Source organism: Fundicoccus ignavus (genome assembly GCF_009659375.1).
GTDB classification, from domain to species: Bacteria; Bacillota; Bacilli; order Lactobacillales; family Aerococcaceae; genus Fundicoccus; species Fundicoccus ignavus.
In genome coordinates this window covers 21,239-38,105 of record NZ_WJQT01000007.1, presented here as the reverse complement: position 1 = coordinate 38,105, position 16,867 = coordinate 21,239, and the positions used below count along the sequence as shown (strand labels likewise).

Sequence of the window (16,867 nt, the reverse complement as noted above, 5' to 3'; positions counted from 1 at the left end):
GAGTGTTGTGAATATTTGGGAGAACTACTTACTAACAGGGGAGAACCGATTAAAACCGAGAGCTTCTTTTAATCGCTATCAAAAATTAACGGATGCTTTGGCAGGGAATGATCAAGTAAATGGCTTTAAAAGCCTTAATGGTGAATGGGCATTTAAGTTATTTCATACGCCATTTGATGCGTTTGCTTGTATAAAACAAGGACAATTTGATACATTTGGTCAAATTGATGTTCCCTCAAATTGGCAAATGCGTGGCTTCGATAAGATGCATTATACGGATGTTTTATATCCGTTTGTTATTAATCCGCCATATGTACCAACTGAAAATCCAACGGGTGTTTATCAGAGAAGTTTCCATTATAAGAATGAAGCGGCTAATAAAGTTATTATTCGTTTTCATGGTGTCTCTTCTTTCTTTAAAGTTTGGTTGAATGGTGTTGAAATAGGGTGGAGTAAAGCAAGTCGTCTAGAATCAGAATTTGATATTACTGAAGTATTGAACAATGGAGAGAACGAGATTGTTGTTGCAGTAATTAAGTGGTCAGATGGTAGTTACCTGGAAGATCAAGATATGTGGTGGTTATCAGGGATTTTTCGTGATGTTGAACTTTATCAAGAGTCACCAGCAGATCCCTATGATTTGAAAGTTCAAACGTTACCAGATACACATTACCAGAACTATCAATTAGTTGTTACTAGTGAGGGAACGATTCAATCGGTGAGTCTTTATTTAAAGGATACATTAATAAAGGAATTTACAGTTGAGGGTGAATATTTATCGGAGTGGATTCAAGAACCCTTACTTTGGACGGCGGAGACTCCTCACTTGTATACGCTTGTGATTAATACAGGAGCAAGCTATATTCCCATCTCGATTGGTTTTAGAAGTATCGAAATTAAAGATGGTCTCATTTTGTTGAATGGTAAGAATATATTCTTTAATGGGGTTAATCGTCATGATTTTAATCCGAAGAATGGCTTGACAGTTACAAAAGAACAGTTAGAAGAAGATATCATTATGATGAAACAGCATAATATTAATGCAGTTAGAACGGCACACTATCCGAATCATCCTTATTTATATGATATGTGCGATAAGTACGGTCTGTATGTGATTGACGAAACAGATTTGGAGTGTCATGGCTTCGAGAATACGGGAGACTATAATTGGTTGAGTGATAATGCTGCATGGTCCACTGCATATGTTGACCGTATGGTTAGAATGGTAGAGCGCGATAAAAACCATCCATCTATCATTATGTGGTCCTTGGGAAATGAGTCAGGTTCTGGGCAAAATTTTATGGACATGTATCAAGCTGCAAAAGCGATAGATCCAACAAGATTAATTCATTATGAAGGAGACAAACAAGCGGCTTATTCTGATGTTTATACTACAATGTATACCTATTTAGACCGACTTGAGAAAATTGGACAAGATACGAATGGTAAAAAACCTCATATTCATTGTGAATATGCACATGCAATGGGGAATGGTCCTGGAGCGATGGAAGAGCATCAAGCAGTTATGCGACAATATCCTCGTTTACATGGAGGTTTTGTGTGGGAATGGTATGATCATGGTATTGAAGTCGAACATAATGGTCAGACTACCTATTGGTATGGTGGTGATTTCGGAGATACGCCACACAATGGGAACTTCTGCATTGATGGCCTACTAAAAGTGAACCGAGAACCTTCGACTTCCTTATTGGAATACAAACAAGTTGCAGCACCAATTCGTATAAATTGGCAAAATGGTCAATTATTCATCGAGAATCGCTTTGATTTTCGTAATATTGAAGGGTTACTTTTGCGTTATTCATTAAAAGAGGATAATCAAGTACTTACTTCTGGTGAGTTACGTCTGCCTTCAATCACAGCAAGAACTACTGGAAGTTTGGAGTTAGCTCTTGAAATTGAAGAAGATAAGCGTTACTTCTTGGACGTCTCAATTGATGAGGTGGATCAAAGTTATTGTGAGGCTGGTCATGTCTTATATTATACGCAATTGACGCTAGGGGATAGACAACGACTATTCCGCTTATTTGAGGAAAAACAAGAAAAGACGGGACCAATATTGATTAATCAGACAAATGAACATCGCCTTGAGATGTCAACTGAGCGAGTAAAGTTATCATTTGATGCAATTAGAGGCAGCCTGATTTTGATGGAGCATGATGGACAAACAATACTATCAACTGGACCAGAGCTAACCTTGTGGCGAGCACCAATTGACAATGATATGTATCAATTGAAAGATTGGACAGAGAAATATTTCTTACATCAGGGGGCAGAAACAATGCAGCAACTCATTATTGAGGATGATGCAGTTATTTTCCAGAAGTATTATGGAACAACCAATCAAGGCTGGGGCTTCAATATTAAATATAAATATCAACTTATTTCTAATGAACAGCTTAGCGTGTCTGTTGTGGGCGAACCACAAGTTTTTGGGACTGAGTTACCAGAGATGCTGCCACGTATTGGTCTCGAGATGCGTTTACCTAGGAGTTTTGAACAGGTTTGTTGGTTTGGGAATGGTCCACATGAAAGTTATTGGGATAGTCAATCATCCGTCACAAAAGGCGTCTATGAAGCAACGGTTGCTCAAATGCATACAGAATACTTGTATCCACAAGAAAATGGAGCAAGAACAAAAACTGAGTGGTTGCAATTATCAAATAAAAACAATAAGCACATCCAAATTCAATTCAAAGAAGCTTATACGGTGACTGTTCATGATTATACGAAGGAACAATTAGAAGCAGCAAAGCACATTGATGAATTGGAGCGAGCAGATTTTAATGTTGTTACGATTGACTATAAACAAACAGGATTAGGAAGTAATAGTTGTGGACAGGATCAACTTGCACAATATCGTACGAAAGTTGAACCATTTGCTATAAACTTTATTATTTCGATTGGAGGAGATTAAATTTGAGGATTGATATTACCAAGATACCGTTCTCTAGGTTTGGCTCTTATTTTGTAATCTCGTGTATTGAGAAAGAATTCTGGCTAAGAGATGTGAGGGGGGGTGACGAAGCCCCTAGCCAGTTGTTTAAACTAATCTTTGATCAGCCAGTAGATTATCATTGTACTGAAACGCAATTAACTATTTATCATAAAAATTATCCAACAGCTAAGGTAGAATTTATTATGCCTGAAGCCAATTCATTACATATCCGAACAACAGGTATGTCAGTTGAAATGGTAGCGGATAAGATTCGTTATGATACATTTAATGCAATTGGAAATGATGAATTTGAATATATATCGTATAAAAAAGAAATGAAATATCGACTTAGTCTATTGACTGGTGTTGTAAATGTTGATGCTCCCTGGAAAATAGTTGGTAACGAGCGAATTAGTTTAACTTTAATGCCTGATTCTGAGCTGCATATGGTGAATTATCGTGTTGTTCTACGCGAAGAAAAGAGTGTAATCTCATTTGAGGATTCTCAAGTAAAATTGCAAGATAATTATCAAATATGGCGCAATAAGATGCCCACTTCGCATGAACGCTATCAGGAATCGCACGAGCTTGCCACCTACTTATTGTGGGCTAATACGGTTAGTCAAGATGGTTTACTGACGCATGATATTACCTATATGTCTAAGAACTGGATGCAAAACATTTGGAGTTGGGATAATTGCTTTAACGCTATTCTATTAGCAGAGCAATATCCAGCCTTAGCTTATCAGCAGTTGGAGGTATTTATTGATCATCAAGATACATCAGGTGCCTATCCTGATTTTATTAATGACAAGTATGTTTCGTATAATTGTGTTAAGCCTCCCATTCATGCCTGGGCCTATCAGAAAATGATGAGTATAAATAACTATTTCTGTGAACCGGCTAGATTATCTGTCATCTATGATAGTTTTGTGGCTAATACTAATTTTTGGTTGAACTATCGCATGGAGGATGGTTTACCTTACTATACACACGGTAATGATTCAGGTTGGGATAATGCCTCGATCTTTCATGAAGGTTTTCCAGTCACAGCTCCTGATTTGAGTGCATATTTAATTCAGCAAATGGATATCCTGGCTTCAATGGCACAAGAATTAGGCAAACTAGACGAGTCATCAAATTGGCAAAGGCAGGCAGATGATTTGTTTGACCGTTTCTTACCAGCATTCAACGTTGATGGCCAATTAAGAGCTTTTCACACTTATTCAAAAGAACTTGTCAAATCTACATCAAGTGCCATGTTATATTTGCCAATCGTGATTGCTTATAGATTAGATAAAAAATTGAGTTCTTCTCTGGTTCAGCAGTTATTGTCACGCTTCGAGTGTCGATATGGCCTTGCGACTGAGGAAGCTACTAGTCCAATGTTTAAAGGGGATGGATATTGGTTAGGACCTATCTGGGCTCCTGAAACGTATATATTTGTTGATGCTCTCAATAGGGCAGGTTATCAAGAGGCTGCATATAGAATATCTGAAAAATTCTGTGAGGCTGCTTTAATTGGAGGCCTTGCTGAAAACTATAATCCCCATACAGCTGAAGGTAATGATGATTTAGCGTTTTCTTGGACTTCGAGTGTCTTCTTGTTACTAGCCAACTCAATCATGAAGGGGGATAGTGACAATGACAAATAGAAGAAAAGGACAGTTGGGCTTAATACTGGTTGCAATTATCTGGGGCTCAGGTTTTGTGATGAGTTCAGTAGCGCTCAATTATTTCTCAACAATTCATATTTTGGCTTTGCGGTTTTCGATTGCTTTTATTAGTATGCTGGTTATCTTTCATCGTCAACTCAAGCATATTAATAAATCAACAATGATTCGTGGAGGAATATTAGGCGTTATCCTTTACTTAGCATTCTATTTTCAAACAATTGGCTTGGTTCACACAACTGCATCTAAGAATGCTTTTCTGACCGCTTTTAATGTTGTGTTAGTTCCTATATTTGGTGCCTTGTTTCTAAAGAAAAAATTAACACCTCTCAATATTATCGGGTCTTTATCCGCAATCATTGGTGTAGGGGTAATGTCATTGAATGAGTTTGGTGCTATCAATATTGGTGATGTATTAACCTTAATATGCGCTCTGTTCTTTGCCTTACAAATCATATATACTAGTCTATATGTATCCGATGAGAATCCTTATGCCTTAAACACGGTACAAATGGGTGTCGCTACGCTATGCGGTATGATTATTAGCCTTATTCAAGATCAACCCATCGAAATCGGACATGCTAATGGAATAATAGCAGTGGTGTATCTAGGAGTGGTGAGTACAATGCTTGCCTTCTTACTACAGACAACTGCTCAGCGTTATACAACTGAAACTGAAACAGTCATTATTATGTCTATGGAAGCTGTTTTTGGTATGGTTTTTTCCGCGATGTTATTGAATGAAGAAATTTCAATTCGTATGCTAATAGGCGCAGCTTTAATATTAGCAGGCGTATTGATTGTCCAACTCAAGCCAAGAAGAAAACAACAAGAAAGTGTGTAAGTTTAACTATGAATAAAAAAAGAGTAACTATAAAAGATATTTCTGAGCTAGCTGGTGTTTCAACTTCAACTGTTTCACGCATTTTGAATTATGATGATAGTCTACAAGTGACACTTGAGACAAAGAAGAAAGTTTTTGAAGCTGCTGAACAGTTATCTTATGAACCCAAGAAGAAAAGCAATTCGGTTGAGTACAAGATTGGTTTTTACTATAGCTTAAGTCCAGAAATTGAAATAGAAGACTCTTTTTATCTTTCTTTGAGGTATGAAATAGAAAGTCTATTAAAAGTTCAAGGACACATTACACAACAAATAACAGCAGATGATACGCGAAGTACTGTCAAAATGGTTGATGGTATCATTTGTGTAGGTCTATTCACTCAAGAGAATCTACAATGGTTAGAGTCATTGCAAAAGCCCTTAATTTTTGCTGATTCGAATCCTTTGCCTGATAAGTTTAGTGCCATCACCTTCGATTTGTCTTTCGCTACTCGCAAGGTTTTGGATTATTTGTTCGACTTGAATCATACGAAAATCGGCTTTATTGGAGGTCATAACTTGGAGGATGAGGAAAGTGGGGTCGACGCAATCGTTGATGAACGTCAGGCGGCCTATACGGATTATATGTACAAGAAAAATTTGTACAATGCGGACTACATTAAAATTGGTGATTATTTCCCACGCTATGGTTATTCTTTGTTTCGTGAATTAATGTCAGTTGAAGATAAACCAACCGCAATTTTTATTGCTAATGATTCAATGGCAGCTGGTTGTTATAAAGCAGCACATGAAATGGGAATAAATATACCGGGAGATGTTAGTTTAATTGGTTTTAACGATAACCCGTCGGCCCAATATATGATTCCGCCACTTACGACAGTACGCTTAGATGTTAACGTCTTAGCCGAACTAGCAGTCGATTTAATTATTCAAACTGTTACTAAGAAACTCACGGTACCTCTCGGTATCACCGTTCCAAGTCGTTTGATTGTTAGAGATAGTACAAAGGTGAATGTTAGATAGGGGATTGAGTTGAATTAAGCTTTGACAGATTAACAATGTGCTGAAACAAGGCTTTGAACTTGAATTCTGTCAGTATTATTAAAGTGAACTCCTCCAAAAGTTATATTGATAGCTTTTGGAGGAGTTCTTTTTGAGTTTGCAATTGTCCATTATATTCTGTAAGTTAGAATTCATCTCGATAGAATATTGTGGTAGTTATAAATATTTTAGCGGCTCCGGTATATCGAATTCATAAATTGTCAATAATTATTGCTGATGGGCTATTAATAAAAATTGCAAGAAAAGACAAAATGAAATTGCTGCTGATTTTGTATTTTGTGTGGAAGGTATTGATGGCGTTAGAACAATTACCTTTAAAGAAATTTATCAAGATGACGAGTTAATCTCATCAGAGAAAATGAGTGAAGCGATCACAACACAACCAGTTCATGAAGTGATTGAGTATGGTACGAAAGCCAAAGAATCTGAATCTGAAGATGAAGAAGAATCGAAAGATGAAAGCGACTCTTCTGATGAAACACAACCCGATGAAGAATCATCAGACGAAACAGATTCAGAAGACGAGACCGATGAAGACGATGAAACACCAGTTAAAGCAGAGGAATTGTCAATTGAAGTTGAGCATGTGTGGCAAGGTGTGAGCTTGAATCATCAGACAACTGATTTTTCAGGAGAATTCACTCGTGAAGTAATCAAAGCGAAGGCTGGCGAAGAATTATCGATTAAAGCCTTAACAGTTGCTGATGTTCAGTTGGAGGCTATTGAAGGATTCTATGAGTTTATTGCACCAACGGATCTAACTGTGACTGCGTCTGCAGATCAAAAAACAATAACAATGAAGTACAAAGTTGTTCAGAAAAATACTGAAGAACAAGTGAGTGCTTTAGAAGAAATGGTTGTAAAAGCTAAAGCCACGATTGCGACAATTGAAGCGAAAGAAGTAGTTGCTAAGTCATTATTTGATGGGTGGATCCGTTCAGTATCAGCTCAAACATTAACGTTTGATAAAGCTCAAGTAGCTTTAATCACTCAAGTTCAAGCTTTAACGGCTTATCTAACCTTAATTGAACAAGGTGGTTATATTTCCGCATCTTCAATTGATCAAATTCTTGTAACGACTCAAGCTGCGATTGATGATTTAGTGGCTGCTGGTCAAGAAAAAGAAGATTCTTCACCTGAAGAGTCAACTCAAACCGTGACGAAAGGTAAAACGAAGGACGGCCAATTACCAAATACAGGTGAAACAAATCTTGTTTGGTTAAGCACGTTAGGACTAGTCGTACTCAGTCTAGGTGTTGCTTTAGTTGGAACGTATTTCAAACGCAATAAACAATAATCGTAAAAGTTAAAAACAATTAGAATATAACAACAAGCGCGGTGCGTTCACTTAAGGTGAGGCATCGCGCTTATTTGAATTTAGTTGAGTCCCTTAATGCCATTCTCTAAAATTTCCATCAAGAGAATCGTTTCTTCATCTTTAACAACTTTAGGTGCACCATGGACGATGCTTTGGTAGACACCTTCATAGAGACGACTGTAGTCGCCTGTTTGAGAAGGAATGGCTTTTTCTTGTGGTTCATCATTATGGTCGAGATAGGTCAGCACACCGTAGTGTTCAGGTTTGTCGAGACCGAAGTCTTCATTTGTTGGCATGTAAAAACGTTTAAGGTCTGCTTCTTGACGGTCTTTGGTTTGTTTTGTAAAGACGCCATCTTGACCGTACACAACAAAGCTAGGACGTTCTTTCAAACGGAAATAACTAGATTTCACGGAAACTTTTAACGTGCCATAATAAAAATCTAAGTCAAAATAATCATTCATACGCCCTGGGCCAAGTAGCTGACGAACGTCATAATGAATCGCGTCCGGTTGTCCCCAATAAGACAATACTTGATCAATCGTATGACAACCGTGCCCATATAAGTAACTGTCAACGGCTGAAAATGTGCTATGTTCAGGTATTTCGGGACGATAGTAGTCAAAGTGCATTTCGACTTCTAACAGTTCGCCGAGCGCTTGGCTTTCAATTACTTGTTGTACAGTTAGGAAATCTGAGTCGAAGCGGCGGTTTTGGTAACATTGGATAAATAATTGCTTTTCTTTGGCTAGCGCAAAGAGTTCACGTGCTTGATTTGAGGTTTCGCAAAAGGGTTTCTCTACTAGAACGTGTTTGCCATGTTCGAGGCAGGCTTTGGCGAACTCATAATGACTGCTTGCAGGTGTGCAGACGACGACAAGTTGAATAGCTGGATCCAGAAACACATCTTGAAGATTAGTCGTGTAATTGACATGTTCAAGGGGCAGCCAAGTGTCCTTGAGACTGCGATTATAGATGGTTTTGACTTGGATACCTGCTACTTTAGCCGCGAAGGGTAGGTGGTAACGGTTGGTACTTTTGCCGTTTCCGATATAAGCAATGGTTAACATGGATAAAACTCCTTTCGGTGTTGCGAGACTTTGTGAGTACTTCATGTTTTGATTTTACAGGATGTCTGAGCCGAAGGCTATCAAGGTGAATAAAATTGCTTATTTGCGGGGCTAGAAAAAGTTTTCAGAGGGAATAAAATTATTGTAATGTGAATATAGTAATGATGGTAGCCTTTACAAGGATTTGTAGGGGCATATTTTGCATAGGGGACTGCAATTTTTGTGGGTTGGGGTGGGTTTGGTGAGTTTATAATTCTTTCATTAGCTCAAATAAATGAAGGGGGACTGATGGGATGAAGTGGCATAACAAGACGAAATTCGAAGTCATGGAGTTGTTGCAGACGAGTAAAGAGGGTTTGACTCAGGATGTTAGGGTTGAGCGTTTGGCGCGTGATGGTGAGAATGTGTTAGCGTCGAAAGCGGCTCAGCCTTTGTGGAAAAAGGTTGGGAAGCACTTTGTTGATTTATTGATGTTAGTGTTGGTTGTTGCGGGTGTGTTAAAGGGTTTGACGGGTAGTTTCGTTGAAATGTGGATCATCTTTGCGGTTGTAATTATCAATGGGTTGATTGGCTATGCGCAGGAGCGTAAAGCTGAGGAATCGTTGAATGGTTTGAAGCAGATGATGAGCTCGAATGCGGTCATTTTATCCGAGAATGTCACTCAGGTAGTTGAGGCGTCGAGTTTAGTTGTGGGGGATATAGTGGTCTTGAAGAGTGGCGATGTGGTGCCGGCGGACCTGAGGATGTTGGAGACCTTTGACTTAGTGATAGAGGAGGCGGTCTTAACGGGTGAGTCTTTACCGGTTGAGAAGCAGACGGATTCCTTAGCGGAGGATATTCCTTTAGGTGACAGAAACAACATGGCTTTTTCTGGTACGTTGGTATTGGCGGGGTCGGGTGTTGGTGTGGTAACAGCGACCGCTGCTGAAACTGAGGTTGGTAAAATTAACCAGGCTTTACAGTCGGTTCAACAACAGACGACACCATTAGTGCGTAAGATGAATCAGTTGAATCATCAGATTTTTAAAGGCTTGATCATCTTCATCTTGTTCTTAGTGTTCTACACGATTTTCCGTTTCGGTATGGACTTGAATATGTTGTTAGCTTCGGCAATTGCTTTAATCGTGGCGGTTGTGCCGGAGGGCTTGCCAGCAGTGCTTACGATGATTTTATCGATGGTGTTAAGGAGATGGCAGACGAGCAAGCGATTATTAAAAGCATGCCGGCTGTTGAGAGTTTAGGATCGATGACGGTTATCTGTTCGGATAAGACAGGAACGTTGACAAAAAATCAGATGGAAGTCAGGGACTTAGTGTTGGCGAGTCAAATAGGTGTGGATGCTTCTTCTAATAATGCGGCTGAAGGGCGTGAGGCAGATTTGGCGAACTTACGGTTAATTATGAATAACTGTCAAGATCTGCGCCGTGACCCACAGCAGCCACTGGCTGAGTTAAAGGGGAACCCAACCGAGTTAGCTTTGTTGAAGTAAACTGCTGAGACGGAAGTAGCTCATTTACAACAATTAGATCAAATACCCTTTAGCTCGACCTACAAGTATATGGCTACGTTGCACCCGGCATCTGAGTCTTCAGAGTCATAAGTGATTTTTGTTAAAGGTGCGCCAGATGTCTTGTTAGAGTTAGCTGAGATGAGTAGTGAAGAGGAGCGCTCAGCTTGGTTAGCAGCAGCGGATGAATTAGCACGTAAAGGGCAGCGTATTCTAGGTTTTGCGATGAAGACGGTCGAGCCAGGTCAAATATTAAGTCATGAGAATTTAAGTAACTTGAAGATGGTTGGTTTAGCAGGCTTAATTGACCCACCAAAGGAGTCAGCGATTCAAGCGGTAGCAGAGTGTCAACAAGCAGGGATTGCAGTGAAGATGATTACAGGTGACCATAAAGAGACTGCCCGAGCGATTGGACGTCAAATTGGTTTAGCACACACTAGTAATGTATTAGAAGGCAAAGACTTAGACAATATGACAGATGCTGAGTTGTCGGAGGCGGTTAAGCAGGTGGACGTTTTTGCAAGGACGACACCAGAGCATAAATTGCGTATCGTGACAGCTTTACAGGAACAAGGTGAAATTGTTGGGATGACGGGTGACGGTGTAAATGACGCACCAGCCTTAAAGAAAGCCGACATTGGTGTAGCGATGGGTATCAAAGGTAGTGAAGTAACGAAGCAAGCTGCAGACATGGTATTAGCAGACGACAACTTTGAGACGATTGCGAAAGCGGTCAAAGAAGGACGTCGTATCTTCGATAACTTAATGAAGACCATTAATTTCTTCTTACCAACAGCATTAGCTCAAGGTTTGGTCGTCATTCTAGCCCTGATGTTCAACTTGCCGCTACCACTAACGCCGGTACAAATATTATGGGTAAACATGGTCAGCACGTTAACTTTATCTTATGCGTTCGGATTCGAGCCCGCACATTCACAGATTATGGAGCGCAGCCCGCGTCAGCCGAATGAGGCTATTTTGACAAAATACGCAGTGTTTAGAATCCTCTACGTATCCTTATTAATCACAGTTCCTTCTTATTTCTTAGCGATGCAGTTTGACAGCCATGTGGTTCAACAGACCGTGTTACTTCAAAGCATTGTTTTGGTGCAAGCATTCTACATGTTAAACTGCCGCGAGTTACTTGAGCCAGCTTTAAACCGTAGTTTGTTCAGCAACAAAGCCATCTTTGTCTCATTTGCTTGCTTGGCCGTACTACAAATGGCGGTTTTAAGCTTACCAATGATGCAAGGTATCATCGGCACGACTCACTTAACATGGATTCAACACGCTTTAATTTTCACGAACGGTATGATTGTCTTCTCAGTCGTAGAGATAGAGAAATATCTAACGCTACGCATGAAGCGTCAGAAGGAAAAGAAAAACGTCACGAGTTTGCAAGGTGAGTAAGAGAACATAATTAAAACAGGTATCGGCTGCGGCTGATACCTGTTTGCGTTTCTTATTAGAGATAAAGATAGCGGATGGTTTGACGCAAGGTGTCGAGTTCTTTTGGCGTCGGCACCATCGATACGTAATATATTTTGGCGGGGCTGGTTGGTTGGAATGTGTAGTTCGCAATGATCAAATCATGTGCTTGGATTTGGTCTGGATTGGCAGTCGTTAGCTCGACAAGTGGCCCGAGCGTGGCCTGTAGCTCCTGTGCAAGAAAACTTTTCCAAGCGGGTTCTCCCTGAAAGACTAAATACGCTTTAATTTTTTGAGGAGCCACTTGGTAAATAGCGGTCTGAATTAGTAAAACTGCTGTCGAATTTGCATATTCGGACGCCTTCAATATGCCAGCAAAGCGATAATTAAGCATTTCCTCTTGCACCCATTGATACAGCTGCGGAAATTTAGCCTGCACCACAACCAGCACATCATGATATTCCATCAAGAACTTATCCAACAAGCGACGCGATTCAAAATACTTTATCAAAAATAGCGTGATGTTTTCAGTCAGTTGGCTGTTGTTAAGGGCGGGTAATTGATAATGCTCGCTCAGAGAATGGACGAACAAATGGCTCTTTTCAAGCAAGACTGAATAATGCGTACGGAGTAGTTGCTTGAACGGCTCATCAACAGTATAATTCCAACTGTCCATGAAACAAAAGAAAGCAAAAAATAGTTCGTCGTCTGCTAGTTGGATCCCTTCATAACCATACAATTGAATCAGATCCTGATGATAGAGCTGATAAAGTGGGTCTTCTGGATCGTAAGTAAAGGCTTCAATCATTGTTTGGGCACGTTGGCGAATAATATTGATGTAAAACCAACAAGTTCCTAAAATGACTTCATTCTGAACACCTAGTTGCTTGCGTTCGAGTCGATTGAGAAAGCGGTCATAATTCGCTTGTTGAATCGCATAGTCGTTGAAGAAAAAATTTGTATGTGTGAAGGGCAACAGTAAACGATGGTAGAAGATGCGTACGCTTGACTCATCACTTTGCCAATTCATGCTTTGGGGTGTGAGTTCGATTTGAATTTGATAGGCTTGAATACTGGCATTAATTTTCTTCGTTTCACGTTTAAGGCTCTCATAGGATAAGCCTTGATGATGAATGAATTGCGGAACAGCAACTTGACGGCTGAATAAGAGTTGCTTCACTACCTGAATACCGAGCGATTTCTGCATGTAAAGTTGCCAGATTTCAGCAGATTAGTGACAAGATGTCACTAATGATTTATATTGTCGTAATATTCTGGCAGGTTAAAAATCACTTTGGTAAAATTAATGCTTCCTCAGTGTCTTAGGTAAATGTTCGATAATTTGCTCAACGGTCTCCTCAAGCGAGGTGTCATTATCAATCACGATGTCCGCATACTGGTGGTAGAGGTGGTTGCGCTGATCGTGAAGCTTATTCAGGCGCTCGACGCCGTCTTTCAGTAAGGGGCGCATTTGGATATCAATATCGCCTGTGATCGATTTAACGCTACGATTCAGGAAGATAATCAGGCCCTTTTCTTGTAGGGAAATCATATTATTGTGGCGCAAGACGACGCCGCCACCGGTCGAAATAATCGTCTGTCTTGCTTGGGCGACCTTAGTTGTGACTTCTGTTTCAATGTCACGGAAATAGGTTTCGCCTTTTTCAAAGAGTTCGGAAATTGTTTTATGAGTATGGCGTTCAATCTCAACATCGATATCAACAAACTGAAGACCTAGGCGCTGGCTTAACAGTCGACCTAACGTTGTTTTACCGCTACCGGGCAGTCCGATTAAAACAATGTTTTCTTTCATAAGGCACCAGTCCAATTCTCGCGGAAATAAGCTAATAATTGGCTGACTTGATTTGGAGTGAATGTGTGATCTTCCCATATTTCAACCGAGCGCATTGCTTGGCCAACGAGCATATCTAAGCCATTCGTTGACTCTTTTTCGAGTTCTTTCGCCCATTTCAAAAACAATGTTTCGACTGGATTATAGGTCATATCAAAAATTACTTGAAAAGATTGAATCACGTCTTTATCAACCGGTGAGGCGTCAACGTTCGGATACATACCAATCGGTGTGCAGTTCACGAGAATATCACCTGACTGAGTCCGTAACTGATCGTAAGTCAGGTAATCCCATTCACCTTCTTGGTTAGCAGCTGATCTAGAAACAACGCAAATTGAACGCGCCCCCTGGTCCTTGAAGTAATGGGCTGCGGCATGGGAGGCGCCTCCTGAACCTAGAAGGACTACCTGTTGGTCTTTGACGCGCCAATTTCTTTGGTTGAAGGTTAGAGCGATGCCATCATAGTCCGTGTTAAAGCCAGCCAAGTGGCCGTTGACTTGCTTGATCGTATTGACCGAATGGAGGCGTTCAGCCAAAGGTGAAACTGTATCTAACAATGGGATGACTGTTTCTTTATAAGGAATTGTCACATTGGCCCCGCGAATATCGAGTACTGTCATCGCGTCGAGCGCTGACTTTAATCTGTTTGGTTCGATTTCAAATATTTTATAGGCCGCTTCAGTTTCAGCGACTTCGTAGATTTTGCGATGGATTTGGGGAGAAATGCTGTGGGCTAACGATTGGCCAAATAATCCATAGAATCTCACATACCTCACTCTTTTCTTAATCGTATTTTCATTTTATATAGGCTAATAGTATAATTTATCACACTTTGTATCAAGCTTTTTTACAAAGTTAGAAATAAATGAGATTACACTTGATTTTTTAATCTGATTAATGTATGCTTAGAATCATAAAAGGAAAAGGGGTAAGAACATGTTAAACACGCAATCGATTAACTTATCATTATATTTTAGCTATTTTAGATAGGTTCATATCTGCACTTTAGGTATGAACAGTGAAGAACATTCATATCTAAGGTGGCTTGCTTGACATGCTTTACAAGCCGCTTAGTAATAACTTAGCGGTAAGTAAAAATATAAATTTCATGATTGAACGAGGATGATGAAATTAAATTTTAACTCTGCTTAGTAATTACTAGGCAGAGTTTCTTTTTGTACAAAAATTGGGGAGGAGTAACTATTTGAAAGTAGGTTATTTAGGCGTGCCGGGTTCGTATAGTGAGGCAGCTTTACAGAAAGAATGTCAAACGATGGAAGAATTTGAGGCAATTGGTTATCCAAATTTCCAAGCAATTATCGATGCTTTAGCTAGTAAACGAATTTCAATGGCAGTGATTCCGGTAGAAAATTCGACGACAGGCTTTATCGCCCGTTCGGCTGATTTATTCCGTCATCAACCGATTGTTGCGGTCGCCGATCGCTTTGAATCAGTTCAGCATTCGTTATGGGCCTTACCTGGCAGTCAATTGTCAGATATTACCGATGTATATTCTCATCCAGAAGCCTTATCGCAATGTGACACGTTTTTCGCAGCCAATCCGCAATTAACACAACATGCTTACACTGACACCGCTCAGGCGGCAGCTTTTATCCAGAGAAGTCAGTTGCCTCATCAAGCAGCAATCGCCAGTCAACGGGCTGGAGAACTCTATGGCTTAGAAGCTTTGCGACAAGATATTCAAACCGAAGAGTCGAATACGACGCGGTTTTATATTATGAAACATCAAGGTAACGTGCAGTTAACCGGCAAGCAGTTATCACTGTACCTTGAAGTTCGACATGAACCAGGTGCTTTGTCGAAACTGCTGCAAGTCTTTGGTTTACTCGATTGTAACTTGTTATCGCTAAATGCGCGGCCGATTCCCGGCAAGCCTTTTGCGTATGGTTTTTACCTTGAACTCGACTTGTCTCAAATGAGCATTGGGTTTAATGACTTAATGAAAATTGTCGACAAAGCTTCCGATTATTCTCAAATATTAGGCCGCTTCTAAGCACAGACCTTGCATAGGAAAGGTCGCTTTGAAAGGCATCATCCATCCTGAATATAAAAATTAATCAGATAAAAAATTACACATAAAAAGGGAGAAATTAAAATGATTATTGTAATGAAAAGAAACTCAACAGCACAAGATGTGAAGGACGTTGTCGCAGGAATAAAAGCAGCAGGTTTGAATCCGGGCATTATTGAAGGCCAAGAACGTAATGTGATTGGTGTAACCGGCGATACAGCTAAAATCGATATTCGTACGATTCGTGCGGATCATAGAGTAGCTGAAGTGCTACGTGTATCAGAACCTTACAAGTTAGCCAACCGTGCTTTCCATCCGGAAAACAGCCAAATTCAAGTCGGCACAGAATTAATTGGTGGCGAACGCTTAGCGATTATGGCAGGCCCTTGTTCGGTGGAAAATGAAGACCAAATTGTTAATTTAGCTAAACGCATGAAAGCCGCTGGCGCAAACTTCATTCGTGGGGGAGCATTCAAACCGAGAACCTCTCCTTACAGTTTCCAAGGTTTAGAATTAGAAGGGCTTCGCTTATTAGAATTAGCTAAACGCGAAACCGGCATGCCGATTGTTTCAGAACTCATGTCATCAGACTACTTAGATGAGTTCGTTAAGCGCGTCGACATGATCCAAATTGGCGCCCGTAATATGCAAAACTTTGATTTATTAAAAGCAGTAGGTAAAACTCAAACGCCAATCTTGTTGAAGCGTGGTTTATCAGCCACTTACAAGGAATGGTTGATGTCAGCTGAATACATTATGTCTGAAGGTAATCAGAATGTCGTTTTATGTGAACGTGGTATTCGTACCTTCGAAACGGAAACACGCAACACTTTAGATATCCAAGCGGTACCCGTTATGAAGAAGAAAACTCATTTACCAATTATTATCGATGCCAGTCATGCCGGTGGACAAGCTTACTTAGTTCCAGCAGGTGCTAAAGCCGGTGTCGCTGCAGGTGCAGATGGTTTAATGATTGAAACGCATGAAGATCCAGCGAATGCTTGGAGTGATGGTGAGCAATGTCTGACGCCAGATGAATTCGATAAATTAATGGATCAAATCCGCATCTTAGCACAGGTTGAAGGCCGCACGATTGCACCTAAACTGGCTCGAATCTAATAAAAGA

At 40.1% G+C, this 16,867-nt stretch carries 11 protein-coding genes and 1 pseudogene; 8 read left to right on the top strand and 4 right to left on the bottom strand.

The annotated features are described in order from the left end of the window. Nucleotides 1–7 precede the first annotated feature (7 nt). The 5 genes from GF867_RS06410 to GF867_RS14355 all read left to right on the top strand — a co-directional run bounded on the left by GF867_RS06410 (nt 8) and on the right by GF867_RS14355 (nt 7,831). Nucleotides 8–2,935: a glycoside hydrolase family 2 TIM barrel-domain containing protein gene (locus GF867_RS06410; RefSeq protein WP_172973975.1), complete on the top strand. Its 2,928-nt coding sequence runs from the start codon at nt 8–10 to the stop codon at nt 2,933–2,935. 2 nt (nt 2,936–2,937) lie between these two features. Beyond that, nucleotides 2,938–4,611, top strand: coding sequence for an amylo-alpha-1,6-glucosidase (locus GF867_RS06405; protein WP_153832281.1), 1,674 nt, complete (start codon nt 2,938–2,940; stop codon nt 4,609–4,611). Then, nucleotides 4,601–5,473 (top strand): DMT family transporter, encoded by an 873-nt coding sequence (locus GF867_RS06400; protein ID WP_153832280.1) that lies wholly within the window; start codon nt 4,601–4,603, stop codon nt 5,471–5,473. Before GF867_RS06405 ends, GF867_RS06400 begins: the two co-directional genes overlap by 11 nt. A gap of 8 nt (nt 5,474–5,481) precedes the next feature. Next, nucleotides 5,482–6,495, top strand: coding sequence for a LacI family DNA-binding transcriptional regulator (locus GF867_RS06395; protein WP_153832279.1), 1,014 nt, complete (start codon nt 5,482–5,484; stop codon nt 6,493–6,495). 319 nt (nt 6,496–6,814) lie between these two features. After that, complete coding sequence (locus GF867_RS14355) at nt 6,815–7,831, top strand: G5 domain-containing protein (protein ID WP_153832278.1); 1,017 nt, start codon at nt 6,815–6,817, stop codon at nt 7,829–7,831. An 80-nt stretch (nt 7,832–7,911) separates the two neighbouring features. Here the strand turns inward: GF867_RS14355 and GF867_RS06385 are convergent, their stop codons facing one another. Beyond that, nucleotides 7,912–8,922 carry a Gfo/Idh/MocA family oxidoreductase gene (locus tag GF867_RS06385; RefSeq protein ID WP_153832277.1) on the bottom strand — a complete coding sequence of 337 codons (1,011 nt, stop codon included), beginning with the start codon at nt 8,920–8,922 and terminating at the stop codon, nt 7,912–7,914. Nucleotides 8,923–9,215: 293 nt separating this feature from the next. Here GF867_RS06385 and GF867_RS06380 point away from each other — a divergent pair. Beyond that, nucleotides 9,216–11,839, top strand: a pseudogene (locus tag GF867_RS06380) (HAD-IC family P-type ATPase). Between the two features lie 55 nt (nt 11,840–11,894). On the opposite strand, the gene GF867_RS14350 reads toward GF867_RS06380, so the two are convergent. The 3 genes from GF867_RS14350 to aroE all read right to left on the bottom strand — a co-directional run bounded on the left by GF867_RS14350 (nt 11,895) and on the right by aroE (nt 14,476). Further along, the gene (locus tag GF867_RS14350; RefSeq protein ID WP_366927780.1) at nt 11,895–13,079 is read right to left on the bottom strand and encodes an AcpB/EbpR/MafR family transcriptional regulator; all 1,185 of its coding nucleotides are present in this window, start codon (nt 13,077–13,079) and stop codon (nt 11,895–11,897) included. Nucleotides 13,080–13,160: 81 nt separating this feature from the next. After that, a complete protein-coding gene (locus GF867_RS06370; protein WP_153832275.1) occupies nt 13,161–13,670 on the bottom strand; it encodes a shikimate kinase in 510 nt (169 codons plus the stop codon). Next, entirely contained in the window at nt 13,667–14,476 is an 810-nt protein-coding gene (gene aroE, locus GF867_RS06365; protein ID WP_153832274.1) for a shikimate dehydrogenase, read from the bottom strand. Before aroE ends, GF867_RS06370 begins: the two co-directional genes overlap by 4 nt. 437 nt (nt 14,477–14,913) lie before the next feature. Between aroE and GF867_RS06360 the strand changes: the two genes are divergently transcribed. Both GF867_RS06360 and aroF read left to right on the top strand, forming a co-directional pair. Next, the gene (locus GF867_RS06360; protein WP_172972634.1) at nt 14,914–15,723 is read left to right on the top strand and encodes a prephenate dehydratase; all 810 of its coding nucleotides are present in this window, start codon (nt 14,914–14,916) and stop codon (nt 15,721–15,723) included. Nucleotides 15,724–15,825: 102 nt separating this feature from the next. Then, nucleotides 15,826–16,860, top strand: a complete 1,035-nt coding sequence (gene aroF / locus GF867_RS06355; protein WP_153832272.1) for a 3-deoxy-7-phosphoheptulonate synthase — start codon at nt 15,826–15,828, stop codon at nt 16,858–16,860. The last annotated feature ends 7 nt before the right edge of the window (nt 16,861–16,867 follow it).